Below are 16,403 nucleotides of genomic sequence, written 5' to 3'. Positions count from 1 at the left end.
TCACATCCCCAGCAGGCTGGCGGGTTCGGCGTCGCCACCGCTGGGCGCCTGGCCAACCACCACGTTTTCGCCCGCTTTCAGGCCAGACAGGATCTGCACGGCGGTGGCGGTGCGCAGGCCGGTCGTCACCGCACGTTCCTCAGCGCGGCCCTTGGCATCGACCACGCGCACGGTGCCGCGGTCGCCATCCTTGTCATCCGGCTCGGCCAGTGCCGTCAATGGCACCTGCAGCGCGTTGGCGACCCGCGCCAGCTGCAGGGTCACTTTCACCGTCATCGAAGGCTTCAGCTTCAGGCCAGGATTGGCTACATCGAACAGCCCGGCGTAGTACACCGCTTTCGGCGTCTGCGCAGAGCCGCCCGCATTGCCGGAAGCGGCCTCGGCAATCGAGGTCGGCGCTGGCTCCAGCTGCTGCAGATGGGATTCATAACGGTGCCCGCTCGGCCCCAGCGTCGAGAACCACAACGGCTGACCGGGTGCGACCAGTTCCACATCCGCCTCGGCGATCTCGGCACGCACGGTCATCGTATCCATCTGCGCCAGCATCACGATGGTCGGCGTGGTCTGCATGGAGTTCAACGTCTGCCCGGCCTTGGTGACGATGGCCACGATGTAGCCGTCGCTGGGCGAGACGATGCGGGTATAGCCCAGATTGATCCGTGCAGTTTCGACCTGGGTCACCGCCTGGTCGATCTGCGCCTGCAGCGCAGCCACCTCCGAACGTGCTGCGTCGCGTGCCACGCGCGCGGCTTCGAAACCTTCCTGGGAAACCAGCCGCGACACCACCAGCTGCGACTGCCGCTCGTAGGCATGGCTGGCCTGCACATAGCGCGCCTGACTGGCCGCATGCTGGGCATGCAGCGCATTGGTGGCCGCCTCGGCGCTTCGCAGCGCGATCCGCTGCGGTTGTGAATCGACCTCGGCGATCAGATCGCCGGCCCGTACGCGCTGGCCCAGCACCACATGCAGGCGCTTGACTTGGCCGGACACCTGCGCGCCCACCGCCACCAGCTCCTTCGGATGGACCCGGCCGACCGCCTGTACGGTCTTCTCCAGATCCGCCACCCTTGCCGGCGCGGTGATCAGCGCGGCATCATCGCCGCCTGCAAACGTCCACCATCCAGCACCGGCGGCCAGCGTGGCCACGGCGGCGGCAATGATCCAGGTCCTGCGGTTGCTCATCGAAACGCCCGGTTGCGGGCAGTCGCCCAATGCGACCGCCGGAGCCGCAGTCTGGAAGACACTGATGGACGTTTCTTGGAGCCACCGTGGAGATTGCATGGAGGCGTCGCGGCCGTTCAGGCACCAGCGCCACGCCTGAACGCGATAGCTCCGCGTCCACGCAATCTCGACACAATCTCGACCGAATCTCCATCAACGGTCGCTAGCCTCGTCGGCCTCGCCGACTGCCTGCCTGCCGTGTCCCTTTCCTACCCGGACCTGCCACCCATCGATGTGCGCCGTGCCTACCTGGCTTGGTGTGCGCCTTCGCCATGGTTGATAGCACTGGTGCTGGCATCGACCAGCACGTGGATGTGGGTCGCGCCGTATCCGGGCCTGCCATTGCTGGCCGGCTTCGGGGCCGCCGCCCTGGTGGGGTTCGGCAGTGATGGGCCCGGCCGCACCCGCCGCACCGGGTCTCTCGCATCGCTGGCCTTGATCGGCCTGGCGGTCTGGGCGGCGACGCACCCGGCCGCCAACGTCAACCTGCATCTGCTGCTTGCCCTTGTGGCCACCGTGGTGGCCGCCCTGCTGGCAGTCCGCCTGCACACCATCGCGGGCATGGCTGCACGGCTGCAGGCCCGGGTGGACGCCACCCCCATGGCCTCGCGCTGGAGCAAGCTACCCTCGGCGGTGTCCACCCTGATGCTGCAGCAGCTGCGCGGCGCGGCTGCGGTGGAACCCAGCCTGCAGCGCACGCTGGTGCTGGCCACACTGGCCTGGGCAGCCGACGAGGAAGCACAGGCCATGGAGCGCGGCCGATGACCCAGTCCCTTCCCGCCCTGCCCTCGAACCCGCAGCACGCAACGAGACATGAACTCCGTAGCCGACCCGCGCCCCTGGTCCTGATTGCCGAAGATGAAGGCGAAATCGCCGATATCCTCGGTGCCTACCTGGCCCGTTCCGGCCTGCGCAGCGCACGCGCCGCCGACGGCGAGGCGGCGCTCGCCAGCCATCGCCAGCTGCGCCCGGACCTGGTGCTGCTGGACGTGCAGATGCCCAAGCTCGATGGCTGGCAGGTATTAAGCGAACTGCGGCGGCGCGGCAACACGCCAGTGATCATGCTCACCGCGCTCGACCAGGACGTGGACAGGCTGACCGGCCTGCGCGTGGGTGCCGACGACTACGTGGCCAAACCATTCAATCCCGCTGAGATCGTTGCACGCATCCAGGCCGTGCTGCGCCGCAGTGCCCCCACCGCCGCCGAAGAACCCAACGGGTTGATCCGCCAGGGGCCGTTCGAGATCGACCTGCGCAGCCACGAGGTGACGGTGCGCACCGGCGAGCAGGTCTACGCACTGAGCGTCACCCTCACCGAGTTCCGGCTGCTGGTGCATATGGCGCGCGCGCCGCGCCAGGTGCATGCGCGCGCGGACCTGCTGCATGCCTGCCTGCCCGAAGGTGATGCGCAGGAACGTACCGTCGACAGTCACGTCAGCAAGCTGCGGCGCAAGCTTGAAGAGGTGGGCGTGATCGGCATTCCCGCCACCATCCGTGGCGTTGGCTACCGTTTCCTGGACTGATCGATGAATCCCAAAGGCAAGAGCATCGGCCGCCAGATCACCCTCTCCATCACGGTCGCCTCGCTGTGTTCGACGGTGCTGTCGATCAGTGGCTTCTACCTGTTCTATTACCTGCTGGAGGTGTTCTATCCGCGCTGGTACGACGCGCCGGAAACGATCATGCCGTCCGGGCTGGAATGGCTGTGGATCGGCTTGACCGCCACCGTAGTGGTCATCTTCGCCACGCTGGTCGCCTCGCGCCTGACCCGGCGCATCATCACCCCGTTGAACTCGGTGGCCGAGAGCCTGCGCCGGGTGGCCAGCGGGGATCTGGACGCACGTGCACGCGGCGGCGACACCACGATGGCCGAAGCGGCCACGCTGGTCAGTGATTTCAACTCGATGGCCGAACGGCTCAGCCGGATGTCCGAGAACCGCGTGTTCTGGAACGCGGCGATCGCGCACGAACTGCGCACGCCGATGACCATCCTGCGCGGCCGCCTGCAGGGTATTGCCGAGGGTGTGTTCGAGCCGGGCCCCGAGCAGTTCAACAGCATGCTCACCCAGCTCGAAGGACTCACCCGCATCATCGAAGACCTGCGCGTGGTGAGCCTGGCCGAGAGCGGTCACCTCGATCTGCGCCTGCAGCGCAGCGACGTCAGCGTGCAGGTGGCCGCGGTGGTGGAAGCAATGTCCGACGCACTGGCCGAAAGCGGGTTTTCGGTGACCCTGGAGGCACGGCCGTCGCTGACGGACTGCGATCCGGCCCGCATCCGCCAGGCGGTGCTGGCGCTGCTGGAAAACGCACGACGGCATGCCATTCCCTGCCCACTGCGGGTTCGTGTCACGCTGGCCGAAGGCCATTGCACCGTGACAGTGGAAGACGGCGGCCCCGGCGTGCCCGACGAGCTGCGCGACAGCATCTTCGAGGCGTTCCAGCGCACCGATGTCTCGCGATCGCGGCAGAGCGGAGGCTCCGGGCTGGGCCTGGCCGTGGTGCGGGCGATTGCCGTGGCCCATCACGGAACGGCGCAGTGCCGCCCGACCGAACGCGGCGGCAGCGCGTTCGAGATCCGCTGGCCAGTGCATGCGCGTCGTTGAGATTGCTCAAGGGTCCGCCTCGATCATCGCCTTGTAGAGCCGAGCCCATGCTCGGCTGCCATTCGTGCGCCCCGCGCGCAATAGGTGGGTCTCATGGATACCGAAACGCAGCTCAGCGCAACGCGCAGCCGAGCATGGCTCGGCTCTACAGAAAAGCCGCCATGCGCTGCAGTTCGTCTTCAAGCGCGCCACGAAACACCTTGTCGCGGGCCAGCGACTTGCCGGCATAGCCCACGCTGGACACCAACTCACCCTCGCGCACGCTGAGATTGGCCCAGCCCACCACCTGGTCGTGCCACAACACCGGCAGCGCGTAGTAGCCGTACTGGCGTTTCGCCGCAGGTGTGTACGCTTCGAACTTGTAGACCCATTCCCACAGCAACTCGAAACGGCGGCGGTCCCACACCACCGGGTCGAACGGCGCCAGCAGGCGCACCTGCTCGTCTGGCGCGTGCCTGCGCGAGCGTGGATTCTCGTCTGCCGGCCAGTACCAGGTGGTGCCTTCCAGCGTGCAGCTGGCCAGCTGCTGCTTGGCCAGCGCCAATGCCTTGCGGGTCTGCTCGGCCAGATGCGGTGCGCCATAGCCCAGCAGGCGCACCAGATAGGTCAGGCTGGCCGATGGCAGCGGCGCGTACTTGCGCACCACCAGATCAATCAGCGCAGCGGCGCGTTCGATCTGTGCCTGCTCGCTGGCGTCCGGCTCGGCATGCTCGGCCACGGCATAGATACGGGTGCCACTGTCGCGCCGCTGCACCCGCAACAGCCCGCGGTAGTGCATGCCATCAAGCAGATGCGTGCTGGCATTGCTGGTGCCGCCCCAGTAGTTGGTCACCCGCCCATGCGCAAACGCCTGGTCGACCTCGCGGGGGTGTACGCTGCCGCGCTCGCGCACGAACGCCAGCACCTCGGCCGCGCGGCGATGGGTCTCGGCGTCCCACTCGCGCTTGGACACGCGCGGGTGCATCAGCGCCAGATGCTCGCGCGGCAGGAAGCCGTAGTTCACCAGGCAGTCCTCTTCCACCGGCAAGCGCGCATAACGACGTTCAAGATCACCCGCGCGGTAGTCCTTCACCCGGTGCCGCAGGGTCAGGTCCTGCGCGCGTGCCGGCGCCCGTATCGGGTCGGCCTGCACGAAGCCCAGCTTCCGGATCGCGGTCAGCAGCGTGGTCGGCTTGAACAGGGTGCGCGCCACCGCATAGCGGCGAAGATCATCGAGGGTGGGCGTGGCTGGCATGGCCGCATTGTAGATCCACACCATGCGTGGATGGCATCACGGCAATTCTCCCAGGACTAGCGCTCGCCGCACCGGGACACTTCCGCGGCCCCAACTACAGGCGCTGCCAGACCACACCCTGCCCCCGTCGGTAGTACACCGCCACCGCGCGACCGTAGATCCGGTCCGCATCGACCCATCCGAAGAAGCGGCCGTCCAGGCTGTTGCCACGGTGATCCCCCAGCACCAGTACCTTGCCTGTAGGCACCCGCACTTCGGCGATGTCAGGGCCTCCGCCACGCGTCAGGTCGAGCCGGGCCTGACGCTCGCCGAACCGCTCCACATCGGTCGCACCGGTCATCTGCAGAGACCGCCCATTGACGCTCAGTCGCCCATCCTGCAGGCGCACACGATCGCCGGCCACCGCCACCACGCGCTTGATCATGCGCACGCCATCGGCCGGCGAAGCGAACACCACCACCTCGCCGCGTTGCGGCACGCTGGCGCCCATCAGCTTCAGCCCGGTGAAAGGCAGGCGCAGGCCGTGCGCGCGCATATCGACAACAACGCGGTCACCCGGCTGCAGGGTGGGTTGCATCGAACCACTCGGCACCACGTAGTGGTTGGCCAGGGTGTCGCGTGCAGCGAAGAACAGGCCCAGCAGCATCAGCAGCGGCACGACCTCCTTCTTCAGCCACGCCAGCGTCCGCTGGGACAACGGCGCGCGGGAGGTGGCATCCATAAGGGCTCCGGAAGGTGATGAAGGGACTCCGAGCCCTAGGCTAGACCTGGCACACCTGGTCACACATAGGACAAGTTCCAGATGTGCCCACACTCAGGACCATCCGGCATGGTCAGCGCTACGGATCGCCGTCCGCTTCCAACAACTGCAACGACCCGATCACCAGCGCCCGCATGCCCTGCTTGAACTCGGAGATCACCTGGCCCTCTTCGTCATCCGCAATCGCGTAGATGGTGTCGGCGCCGGCGATGCAGTAGAACGCGATCGTGGCCAGCAGCCAGCGTGCCTTGTCCATCGGCAGGCCGAAGACCTCGGCCACATGCGCCTGGTGCGAGGCAATCTTCTCCAGCATCGGCGCGGTCGCCACCGTGCGCCGCAGCAGGTAGGGCGGCAACCCGGGATGCGCCTTCACCACCTCGCACAACGATTCGACGAACACCATCAGGTAACCCTGCAGGCCACCCGCCGCATCGGCCGAGGCGTGGGGAATCTGCCAGCGCTGGAACACCGCCTCGGCCACCAGGCGCTTCAGCGCCTCCAGGTTGGCCACGCGCTTGTACAGCGCGGCCTGGGTGACCGCGAGCTCGGCGGCCACGTTGGCCATGGTCAGGTTGGGCAGGCCCAGGCGGATGCCGATGTCGGCCAGGCGCTCGGGAGTAATGGTCGGCGGGCGGCCGCGCGGCGGCACCGTGGTTTCGCGTTGCGTGTTCATACCCTGCCGAGGGTGCCAGCAAAGGGACCCTCTTGTCCGCTTCGGTTGATTTAGTTTAATTTACTCAACTAATTCGGAATGCGTCTGGTTCGCAATCATGGCGCCGTCCGGATCGAGCCCGTGGCTCACTTCCCGCCAGGTCCCCACCCAGCCGACAACCCCGCGCTGCGCCCTCCCCCGTGCTTGCCGATGGCCGCGCGCCAGGCGCGCTCGCCCTCGCGATTCACAGGACCCAGGCATGACCGTGTACCCCTTCTCCTCTCCACAAAACCAAGCAGCCGCCGCGTGCTGCAGCCAGCGACATCCACACAGGGTGGCCCGCCGCTACCGCGCATCGGCGCTCGCGCTTGGCCTGATGGCATCGTGTGCCGCGCTGGCCGACACCGCGCCGTCCACCCTGCCCTCGGTGCAGGTGCAGGAACAGCGCCGCGTGACCGGCGACTATGCCGGCGGCCAGGTCGCGGCCGGCGGTCGCATCGGCCTGCTCGGCGACAAGGACGTCATGGATACGCCGTTCAGTACGGTCAGCTACACCGAGTCCTTCATCCGCGACCGCCAGGCCAAGGACCTGACCGACGTCATCGCCGCCACCGACCCCACGGTGTTCAGCAACGGCGTCACCGGTTCCTGGAGCGAGAACTACGCAATCCGCGGCTTCGCCTCCAGCACCAGCGACACCACCTTCAACGGGCTGAGTGGCATGGCGCCCTACTACCGCACCTCGCCGGAAATGTTCGAACGCATCGAGGTACTGAAGGGCCCCTCCGCGCTGCTCAACGGCATGCCGCCGGGCGGCTCGGTGGGCGGCGCGGTGAACCTGGTGCCCAAGCGCGCTGGCGAGCAGCCGCTGCTGCGGGTCAGCGCCAACTTCGCCTCCGATGCGCAGTTCGGCACCCATGTGGACATGGGCCGTCGGCTCGGCGCGGACAAGCAGTTCGGCATCCGCTTCAACGGCGCGTACCGTGATGGCGATGGCGCCGTGGGCAAGCAGCGCAAGAAGGTGCAGCTCGGTTCGCTGGCACTGGACTGGCGCGGCGAACGTGCGCGGCTGTCGGCCGATCTGTACAGCGCCGATGACCGTGTTGACGGCCCCGCACGCGGCGTCGGTCTGGCACCCGGCGTCGTCATTCCGCGGCCGCCGCGTGGCGATACGCTGATCAACCCGGACTGGGCCTACGTGGACAGCCAGGACAAGGGCGCGATGCTGCGCGGCGAGCTGGACATCAACGATAGCCTGCTGGCCTACCTGGCCTACGGCACCAGCAGGACCGATTACCGCTACAACGGTTCGATCAGCGCGCAGATCCTCAACCCGGCCGGCGACTTCACCACGGTAATCGGCCAGCTCGCCTTCGATATCAGGAAGCAGTCCGGCGATGCCGGCCTGCGCGGTTCATTCCATACCGGCAGCGTCGGCCACCAGTGGGCCGCCAACGTGACCCACTACCAGCACACCCAGAACGACTACGGCCGCCGCAGCGTGCCGGGCTGGGACTGGACCACCAACCTGTACAACCCGGTGTGGGGCCCGGCCGCGCCATTCGTAGCGCCGCACATCTCGCATACCGAACTGCGGCTGGACAGCATCGGCTTCGCCGACACCCTGTCCTTCGCCGGTGACCGCGTGCAGCTGACGCTGGGTGTGCGCCGCCAGCAGGTGGTCAGCGAGACCTTCAATGTGGCAACGGGCGCACGCACCTCGCGCTATGACGAGAGCGCCACCACCCCGGCAGCGGCGCTGCTGATGAAGGCCACCGACACGGTCTCCCTCTACACCAACTACATCGAAGGCCTCAGCCAGGGCGCCACCGCGCCGATGACCGCCGCCAATGCCGGTGATGTGTTCGCACCGTTCCGCACCAAGCAGAAGGAGCTGGGCCTGAAACTGGACCTGGGCCGCTTCGCGCACACCTTCAGCGTGTACGAAATCAAGCGGCCCAGCAGCTACACCGACCCGGTCACGAATATCTTCTCGTTCGGCGGCGAACAGCGGAACCGCGGTGTGGAATGGGGCTTCTTCGGTGCGCCACTGGACGGCGTGCGCCTGCTGGGCGGCGTGGCCTATGTGCAGCCGAAACTGACCCGCACGGCGGGCGGCGTGAATGAAGGCCGCATGGCCACAGCGGTTGCGCAGCGGCAGGCCAAGTTGGGCGTGGAATGGGATGTGCCCGCGCTGGAAGGCCTGACCCTGACCGGTACTGCCACGGCGATGTCGAAGCAGTACATCAGTGCCGACAACCGCCTGTCAGTGCCGGGGCGGACGTTGTTCGACGTGGGCGCGCGCTTCAGCACCACACTGGCCGGCAGGCCGCTGGCGCTGCGCGCCACCGTGAACAACGTGACCAACAAGGCGTACTGGGGCATGCCGTTGCTTTCCAGCCTGGCGCTGGGGGCGCCGAGGACGGTGTTGTTGTCGGCAACCCTGGATTTCTGAGCTGGCATGGACCCCTTGTAGAGCCGAGCCCATGCTCGGCTCCGTTTCGTCCGGTGAGCCGAGCGCAGGCTCGGCTCTACAGAACGCGGGGCCATCCGCCAACGGCATCCAGGCAGGATGCGAATATCCTGTAGATCCGAGCCCACGCTCGGCTGCGTTTTGCCCGATGAGCCGAGCGCAGGCTCGGCTCTACAGAACGCGGGGCCATCCGCCAACGGCATCCAGGCAGGATGCGAATATCCTGTAGAGCCGAGCCCACGCTCGGCTGCGTTTTGCCCGGTGAGCCGAGCGCAGGCCCGGCTCTACACCGACAGCATCCACGCTCGGCATAGGTCTACTCGGGGTGCAGACGAAAAATGGCGTGGTTGGTCAGCGCCAGCGCGGCCAGCTTCAGCCCTTCCATCACACGGTCGCCCACGTAGTGCTCCGGGCCGCCGTTCTGGCGGGCGCGCTCGGCGGCCAGCAGGATCTCGTTGACGATGCGCAGGCCGGCCAACGCGCCGTCGCTGTCGGCCAGCGCCAGGCAGCGGCCTGGCAGCTGGTGGCGCTCGGGCCAGGGCTGGCCGTCGGCAGCTACGCCGCGGCCGATCTGGTGCAGCAGCGCGATCAGGTTGCTGGGGTCGGGCGTTGCGCTCGCTTCCTCGCCCTCATCGGCGTTGGCCGGGGCGTACTGGGTGCGCAGAGGGGGAATGTCGGAAGGGTTCATGGCGGGTCTCCGTACAAGGCTACGGTGCCACCGCCCTTAACAAAGGCGGCGGGACGGTACGTGTGTGGAAACCGGTGGTCGATTAATCGGCCGGTGGGCGCACTTGCGTACACCCCACGTACCGCCCGCCATGGAACGCGAGCGGATTGCCAGCCGGCGTCACACGAGGCGACGCCGACTGGCAAGCGCAGACATCAAACATCAATCGACCAAACGGGTTTCCACACCCGGCCACCCTTTTCCGGTGGCAACCCATCATGCGCACAACCGGCTTGCCATCAGCAAGCGCTGCGGTGCACAGACGGAGACATTCATGCAGCGGGCGGCATTGTCGCACACCCACAGACGCCCGTGTTTCAGGGCTCGTGCGCGCCGCTGACGCGCTTCCCAACCAGGCCCGGCACATCCCCAACTGCCAGCGCCCCGCACCGGCAACAGCGCCACGCGCACGCCGATGCCGACATGCGCACACCCTGGTGCCGTCAGAGCGGTCGCGTCACCGCATGCAGCACACCATCATCGTCCACCCACTCATAGCGCACCGCTGTCAGCGGACCGGCAAACCCCTCGGGCAGCGCCAATGTCCGGCTCTCACCGGGGGCCAGGTAGAACGCGTCCACCGCCCGCTCGCCGGTGGCGGAGACCAATGTCATGCCCGCCAGGTTGAAGTGGTGCCGTGCGGCATTGCGCAGCGCCAGCCCGCCCGCGCCTGCTGCCATGCTCACCTGGCCGTCAGGATTCACCGGCGCCCCGAGCCCCTGCGGGCGGTACAACAGCTTCATGCGGAAGCGGATGGCCACCTGCACTACGTTGTCATCCGCCTTGGCCTCGCGTGCGGGCACATCCACCACGTTCAGCCAGTACAGGTGCTCGTGGTCGCCCGTCGGCAGCTGCGGGGCGATGCCTCTTATCCGCAGTGCGTGGGATGCACCGGGGTCCAGCCGCAGCATCGGGCGATCAAGCACGAACGGCGCTGCGGAGGCTTCCGGAGCCTGCTGAAGGTTGCCGTCGGCCACCCACGCCTGCACCAGCGACGCGCGTTCGCCGTCATTCTTCAATCGCAGCGCCGCCTCACGCTGGCCTGCCGCATAGATCACCCGCGTGCCTTCCACGGTCACGTCGGCCTGCGCGGCCGGCGCGAGGAACAGCAGCCACAAGGCACTGCTCCAGCAGGCCGCGCGCAATCCTGTCTTTGCTTGCACGTGATAGGGCATGCGGCCTCAGGGGAAGGTCAGGCTGAAGGTCAACCCCGCGTTGGCGGGGCCGGGCGTGATGGCCGGAAGGGTCTGCCGATAGCGCACACCAAAGGTCTTGCGCAGGATCTCGGCGTTGGCCGAGCCCCGGCCAAACTCATCGGAACCATAGAAGCGCATCGGCGAACCATCGCCGTTGAGGAACTGATAGCCCACCCCGACCACCCCGCCGCTGGCCTCGGCGATGCCCTGCGAGGCATCCAGCACCGCCGTGGTGGGAACCACCTGATAGTCCACCCGCCCGACACCGGCTTCGCAGTCGAGCACCAGCTCATAGCTGCGTTCGCCGGCGATGGATCCCACGCCGGTGAACGCCGCCACCGGCACGAACCCCATGTTGACCTCCTGCGTGCGCATGCGGCAGCTGGGGCGGTCCTGCACCTTCAGGGTCGTTGCACCTACCCACAGCTGATGCCGCAGTGGGCCGGCGCCGCCTTCATACAGGCGTGACTCGATCACCATTTCCCGCTTGCTGGTGGCGCTGCCGTAGGCGATGTTGCCGGTGCGGATGTACTTCACCTTCAGCCGCGCCCCCACCGGCCCGGTGCCGCTGTCGCCGGCATGCAGCACCACCTCGTCGTAGCCCATTGCTGATGGGCGCCCGCGGGTGCTGCGTTCGAATTCCGCCAGGAACGCCATGCCGACCCCCGCAACGCCGGTCTCATACACTACATACTCTGCGCCGCTTTCGTGATAGCGCTCACGGATGAACCCACCGTGCGTCTCCATCCTATAGTCGATGGGGGCGTCCGCATCGCAGCGGAACTCGTTGGTGGACGCGCCGCCATTGACGGGCAGCCACGGGGTCAGGCCGGCGCCCACAGGAACGTCGCGCGCGGTGAACTCCACCAGCGCGGGTGGTTGGAAGTCCGTGTGGCCGCCACCGCCACTGCAGGAGGCTGCCATGGCGATGCCAGGCGCGAGCACACAGGGGGCCAGCAAAAGCCCAAGACGCACGACTGGCCGCCGCGCAGGCGTCTCGTTCAGAACCTCGCCAGCGGATGGGTCCATAGCCAGGAACGTGCCGCCTCAAACCGTGATGCCGAACGGTATACCCTCCTGCAGGCCGGCTGCGCAAGTCTGGCGCGGCCCGGCGCGTTGACAGCCCCGGTTGCCGCCCGTCTGCAGGTCCACTACCCCCCGTGGCCCAGCTCGCGAACGATGGGCAGCAGGCGGCCGTCATCATCGATCCAGTTCAAGCGTGCACTCAAACGTCCGTCCGGGGCATCGCCGGGTATCGGAATCGCGACGCTGCCGAACGGTGCCACATGCGGGTTGCCCAGGCGGGTATCGCCCGACGCGTGCAGCAACGTTACGTCGCCCAGGTTCAGGTAGTACGGCGTCGGATTGGTCACGACCAGAGATCGCGCCGCGCCCTCGCGCTGCAACTGCACCGCGACCGCCTCTGCCCGCTTCACGCTTGGCGCCGGAAGGCCTGCGGGCCGGTACAGCAGCTTGTAGATGCTGCGCACCGGCAATTCCAGCCGATCGCCTTGCGCGAGTTCCGAACGTGATGAAATGGTGTGCACATTCAACCAGTACAGGTGCTCGCGCGCATCGGCGGGCGCGAGCGTTGCCAGCGTTCTGATGCGCAGCGGCTTGTCCTTGCCGGGGTCAAGCCGCATCAACGGTGGCGCCATTGCAAACGGTGCCGCTGACTGCTCCGGCGGTTGATTCGGGTCGCCTTCGGCAATCCACGCCTGTACCAGCACCGGCACCTCCCCCATGTTGCGAAGCGGTACGGTTACCGCGCCCTGTTCGGCCCGGATGACGACCCTGGTGCTGGGCAGTGCAACCTGCGCTGCGGCGTCACCCACGCTGATCAGCAGCAGGCAGGCCACGAGCACCCTTGCCACCGTCATGCCGCAGGCTGCCAGTCGACGGGTCATGGGTAGGCCATCACGATGGAAATGGAGGCATTCGCGTTGCCTGGCACGATGTCATCGGCATCACCGACGGTCTGCACATAGCGCGCCTCGAACGTGCGCCGCAGCTCGCCGGCCGCATCGCCGCTGTGGCCGAAGGACCTGATCGAATCGAACGGGATCGCCGCCCCGCCCACGTCCGTCATCTGAAGGGCGATGCCCTTTGCACCACCGCTGACTTCAACCAATCCCCGATCACGATCAAGCAGCGGGCTGGCCGCATTTTCCTCCAGGTAGAACAGGACATCACCGACCTTCTCCTCACAGTCGAGCACGATATCAAAGGTACGCGGCGCACTGTGGCTGTAACGCGTGGAGAACTCCGTCTGCAGCGCACGGCCCATGTTCACCGAAGTGTTCCTGGGGTAGCAGAGCTTTCTGTAAATTCCCTCGATTGAGGTTGCGCCCAGCAGAAGCCTATTGCCGGTGGTCACGCTGCTGAAGTCGCGCAGAATGAAGTCCGCCGCAGCCACTTCCGGAATAATCAGGGTGCCTTCTGGAATATCGCCAATCTTGATGAAGCGGATTCTCAGATCCAGCGTCAGCCAATGCCGGAAGAAGACCTTTGAGTTGGTCGTGCCTGCAACAACCGGCTGATAGTCGATGCCGTTCTCCCGCGCCTCGCTCCGGAATGCCATGATGAAGCCGAGCCCTGGGACGCCTGTCTCATAGATGGAATAGGTAGACCGGCCCTCTGTGTAGCTCCCCTGGGTGGTGGCACGGCCGGTGACATACATCGTCCCAGAGTCGGTGCAGCCGCCAACATCATCGACGGACGACAGGTTGTACCACGGCGAAACCGGCCTGCCGACCTGAGTTCCATTGACTGTGAGCCGAGCGCCGGTGAGGGTCGCGCGACCAGGCTCCCCGAAGTCGCAACGCGCCATGGCAGGAGCAGCGATACCCATGGCAACCACCGCCATCATTGGCAGCAGTCCTTGTCTGGCCCATTTTCGTACGTGAGATTTCATGATCCGTGTTCCTCTACACCGAAAGTGATTCAATCAGCCGCAAGCTGCGCCTGATCAGCCAGCGACGGCGCACAGGCCGCAACCAGAAGATCGGCGCTCGGGCTGTCGCGCAGGTCATAAGGAATTCGGCACTGCGCCCCCTCACCTGCCCCATGTGCAACAAAGAGCTCACCCTGCTCATCCAGGCCGCGCACCCAGAGCCGGCTGCCCTGCCCCACCACGCCCACCACGTCGCCCTGTGCATTGAGCACATCGGTGCCGAAGGGCAACGCAGTGCCATCCGGCAGCCGCGCTTCGATAAGTGCGTTACGGCCCACGGCCGTCGGCAGCACCATCTTCACCACCGCACCCGCGTTGGGGATGGCAGACACGGAACCGGCGCTGAGTTCGACGTCCAGTGGCAGGTCACTGGGGTCCACGCCCAACTCGTTGCGACGGAACGGGCTCAGGTGCGGCACCACGGCATAGCCACGCGAGTCGGTCTTCACGCCGGTGGCGCTGTCGACCTTTGCGCCCGCAGCACCCGGCACATGCACCAGGCCAACGGTCTCACCCAGGCGCTGGGCCAGCGTGATGCCGCCACCGTGCACCACCAGGCCGCCGCTGGCGCCCAGCGAGAGCCTGCTGCTCTGCGTTGAGCGGTTGAAGGAACCGGTGACGTGTGCCACCGGCAACTGATAGTTGGCACTGACGCCGTAGCTGGAACGGTCGCCGTCGCGATTGAGTGAGGCGCTGTAGCTGCCCAGGCCGGTGTCGCCGAGTGATCCGATCACGCCCACGCCGTAGCCGTTGCGCCCGCTGCTGTCGCGGCTTGCATTCACATCCAGGCGCGGCGCGCTGGCCGGCACGCCCAGCGGCACGCTGACGCTGAGGTACACGCTGTTGGTGGCCTTCGCCGCGTCGCTGGAGAACAGCGACGATTCCAGCGTGCGACGCGCGCTGATCGTATAGCTGGCGCGCCCGATGCGGCTGCCATAGCCCAGCGAGAAGCTGGTCTGGCGTCGGTTCTGGTCCCAGTAGTCACTGGTGCTGCCGGTGAACGTCAGCTGGCCCTTGCCGTCCTGCAGGCGCTGGTTGATGGTCAGGTCCAGGCGGCTGCGTTGGCGCCCCACGATGTCATAGCCAGCCTCCTGGCCTACATTGCCACGCAGGCGCATGGCGTCGGCCAGGGTGAGGAAGTCGCTGGTCGAATAGCGGTAGGCCGCCATCGTGATGTTGGTGTTGTCGTCGAACAGCGCCTTGTTGTATGCAACACGGTAGGATTGGCCACGGCGACGCTCGACGCCGCCGTTGATGCCCGGAATCCGCGCGTCGCTGAAGGTGACATCGCCGGAGAACGCACCGATGGGCGTCGACCAGGCACCGCCCAGCACCAGCCCGGTATAGCCCGACGCTGCGGTGGCACCCGCATAGCCAGTGAACCTGTTGCTCACGCCCCGGCGCAGCGTCGCTTCAATGAAGCGCGGCTTCTGCGCGAACTGGTCGTCACGCAGATCACCGGCGGTGATGCTGTAGCGCTGCTGGCCAGGGCGCAGCAGCTGCGGCATGGCGGTGAACGGCACCACGAAGCGCTCGATGCGGCCATCGGCCTCGGTAACCTCCACCTCGATGTCGCCACTGGAACCATAGATCTGCAGGTCGTCAATCTCAAAGGGCCCCGGCGCGACGCTGGTCTCGTGAATCACGAAGCCGCGCTGGCGAATGGTTACCCGCGCATTGGTCTGCGCGACACCGCGCACCACGGGTGCGAAATTGCTGGCACCGTCCGGCAGCATGCGCGGGTCGGTGGTGATGTTCGCGCCACGGTAGTTAACGCCCTGCAGCATGTCGCCGCTGGTGGAGGACTCACCCACGGTCAACTGCGCATTCAGCGACGGCACGTTGCGCTGCAGGTAGCTGCGCCCCGCTGCGTAGCGCATGCCATCGTCGTTGCTGTGGTGCAGATAGCCACTGTGGCGCAGCCGCCATTGCCCCAGGTTCAGGCCGGCATCCACGGTCATGCTGGTGTTCTGGCTTTCCCGGCCCTCGTAGCGATAGCGATCGTGGCTGAGGCTGTAGCCCAGCGTGACAGCGGTGATGCCCGGGTCCCATCGGGCCGGGTCCACCCAGCCGCGCGGGGTGCGGGCCAGATAGATCTGCGGAATGCTGATCAGCAGCGCCTGCTCGCCAACGTCGAACTCGCTCGTTGCACCCGGAATGAAGGCATCCAGGCGTTCGCAACTGGGCTCCGCCGGCAGCGGCAGCAGGGTGCCTTCGGTATCGTCGCCAGAGGCGCGCTCGGCCTCCAGCCGCTTCTCGTCCAGGCCCATCAGCTCGAAGAGTGCTGCATCGAAGCAGATGCGCACCTCATCGTCCTGGGCAACGCGGGCCACGATATCCCGTCGGTCAACAACCTGGCCGTTGATGCTGATATCCGCATTGTAGGTGCCCGGAAGCAGATCGCCGCGCTCGAACCGGCTGAGATCCACGTGCTCGCTGCCCATGCCGAACAGCAGATCCGGGTTGAACTCCACCTTCGGCGCGGCCCATGCTGACATCGGCAGCAGCGCGGCCACCACTGCGGCCGCCAACGGGCGACGGCAGAGCGAGTTGTGCTTGGCATGTCGGGTCATGGTCATGGTCC

14 protein-coding genes are annotated in these 16,403 nt (G+C 66.8%); 4 read left to right on the top strand and 10 right to left on the bottom strand.

Annotated elements, in window-relative coordinates; translation table 11 throughout:
* Positions 1–1,182, bottom strand: a complete 1,182-nt coding sequence (locus AC5P7X_RS11165) for an efflux RND transporter periplasmic adaptor subunit (protein WP_495214822.1) — start codon at positions 1,180–1,182, stop codon at positions 1–3.
* Positions 1,183–1,419: 237 nt separating this feature from the next.
* On the opposite strand from AC5P7X_RS11165, the gene AC5P7X_RS11160 reads away from it, so the two are divergent.
* The 3 genes from AC5P7X_RS11160 to AC5P7X_RS11150 are packed head-to-tail and all read left to right on the top strand — an operon-like array spanning position 1,420 to position 3,824.
* Complete coding sequence (locus tag AC5P7X_RS11160) at positions 1,420–1,986, top strand: hypothetical protein (RefSeq protein ID WP_346607270.1); 567 nt, start codon at positions 1,420–1,422, stop codon at positions 1,984–1,986.
* Positions 1,983–2,744: a response regulator gene (locus AC5P7X_RS11155; protein WP_329842214.1), complete on the top strand. Its 762-nt coding sequence runs from the start codon at positions 1,983–1,985 to the stop codon at positions 2,742–2,744. The genes AC5P7X_RS11160 and AC5P7X_RS11155 overlap by 4 nt, the downstream gene beginning before the upstream one ends.
* A gap of 3 nt (positions 2,745–2,747) precedes the next feature.
* Positions 2,748–3,824, top strand: a complete 1,077-nt coding sequence (locus AC5P7X_RS11150) for an ATP-binding protein (protein WP_495214820.1) — start codon at positions 2,748–2,750, stop codon at positions 3,822–3,824.
* 145 nt (positions 3,825–3,969) lie between these two features.
* On the opposite strand, the gene AC5P7X_RS11145 is transcribed toward AC5P7X_RS11150, so the two are convergent.
* From AC5P7X_RS11145 to AC5P7X_RS11135, 3 genes are all read right to left on the bottom strand, one after another.
* Positions 3,970–5,082, bottom strand: a complete 1,113-nt coding sequence (locus AC5P7X_RS11145) for a DNA glycosylase AlkZ-like family protein (protein ID WP_235642231.1) — start codon at positions 5,080–5,082, stop codon at positions 3,970–3,972.
* Positions 5,083–5,152: 70 nt separating this feature from the next.
* Positions 5,153–5,779 (bottom strand): signal peptidase I, encoded by a 627-nt coding sequence (lepB, locus tag AC5P7X_RS11140; RefSeq protein ID WP_053500267.1) that lies wholly within the window; start codon positions 5,777–5,779, stop codon positions 5,153–5,155.
* 118 nt (positions 5,780–5,897) lie between these two features.
* Positions 5,898–6,491 carry a TetR/AcrR family transcriptional regulator gene (locus AC5P7X_RS11135; protein WP_495214818.1) on the bottom strand — a complete coding sequence of 198 codons (594 nt, stop codon included), beginning with the start codon at positions 6,489–6,491 and terminating at the stop codon, positions 5,898–5,900.
* A 238-nt stretch (positions 6,492–6,729) separates the two neighbouring features.
* Between AC5P7X_RS11135 and AC5P7X_RS11130 the strand changes: the two genes are divergently transcribed.
* Positions 6,730–8,925, top strand: a complete 2,196-nt coding sequence (locus tag AC5P7X_RS11130) for a TonB-dependent receptor (RefSeq protein ID WP_495214817.1) — start codon at positions 6,730–6,732, stop codon at positions 8,923–8,925.
* Positions 8,926–9,259: 334 nt separating this feature from the next.
* On the opposite strand, the gene AC5P7X_RS11125 is transcribed toward AC5P7X_RS11130, so the two are convergent.
* From AC5P7X_RS11125 to AC5P7X_RS11100, 6 genes are all read right to left on the bottom strand, one after another.
* Complete coding sequence (locus tag AC5P7X_RS11125; protein ID WP_053501317.1) at positions 9,260–9,631, bottom strand: hypothetical protein; 372 nt, start codon at positions 9,629–9,631, stop codon at positions 9,260–9,262.
* 482 nt (positions 9,632–10,113) lie between these two features.
* Positions 10,114–10,788, bottom strand: a complete 675-nt coding sequence (locus AC5P7X_RS11120; RefSeq protein WP_253134946.1) for a fimbrial biogenesis chaperone — start codon at positions 10,786–10,788, stop codon at positions 10,114–10,116.
* A gap of 63 nt (positions 10,789–10,851) precedes the next feature.
* Positions 10,852–11,790 (bottom strand): fimbrial protein, encoded by a 939-nt coding sequence (locus AC5P7X_RS11115; protein WP_253134949.1) that lies wholly within the window; start codon positions 11,788–11,790, stop codon positions 10,852–10,854.
* Positions 11,791–12,017: 227 nt separating this feature from the next.
* Positions 12,018–12,773 carry a fimbrial biogenesis chaperone gene (locus AC5P7X_RS11110; RefSeq protein WP_080375117.1) on the bottom strand — a complete coding sequence of 252 codons (756 nt, stop codon included), beginning with the start codon at positions 12,771–12,773 and terminating at the stop codon, positions 12,018–12,020.
* Positions 12,770–13,780, bottom strand: coding sequence for a fimbrial protein (locus AC5P7X_RS11105; protein ID WP_329842205.1), 1,011 nt, complete (start codon positions 13,778–13,780; stop codon positions 12,770–12,772). The genes AC5P7X_RS11110 and AC5P7X_RS11105 overlap by 4 nt, the downstream gene beginning before the upstream one ends.
* Before the next feature lie 29 nt (positions 13,781–13,809).
* Positions 13,810–16,392, bottom strand: a complete 2,583-nt coding sequence (locus tag AC5P7X_RS11100; protein ID WP_495214816.1) for a fimbria/pilus outer membrane usher protein — start codon at positions 16,390–16,392, stop codon at positions 13,810–13,812.
* Between the last annotated feature and the right edge of the window lie 11 nt (positions 16,393–16,403).

It is taken from the genome of Stenotrophomonas sp. YJH_SMC_53 (assembly GCF_059369995.1).
Note: the sequence above shows the minus strand (reverse complement) of the source record. Positions and strands in the feature narration are given on the sequence as shown.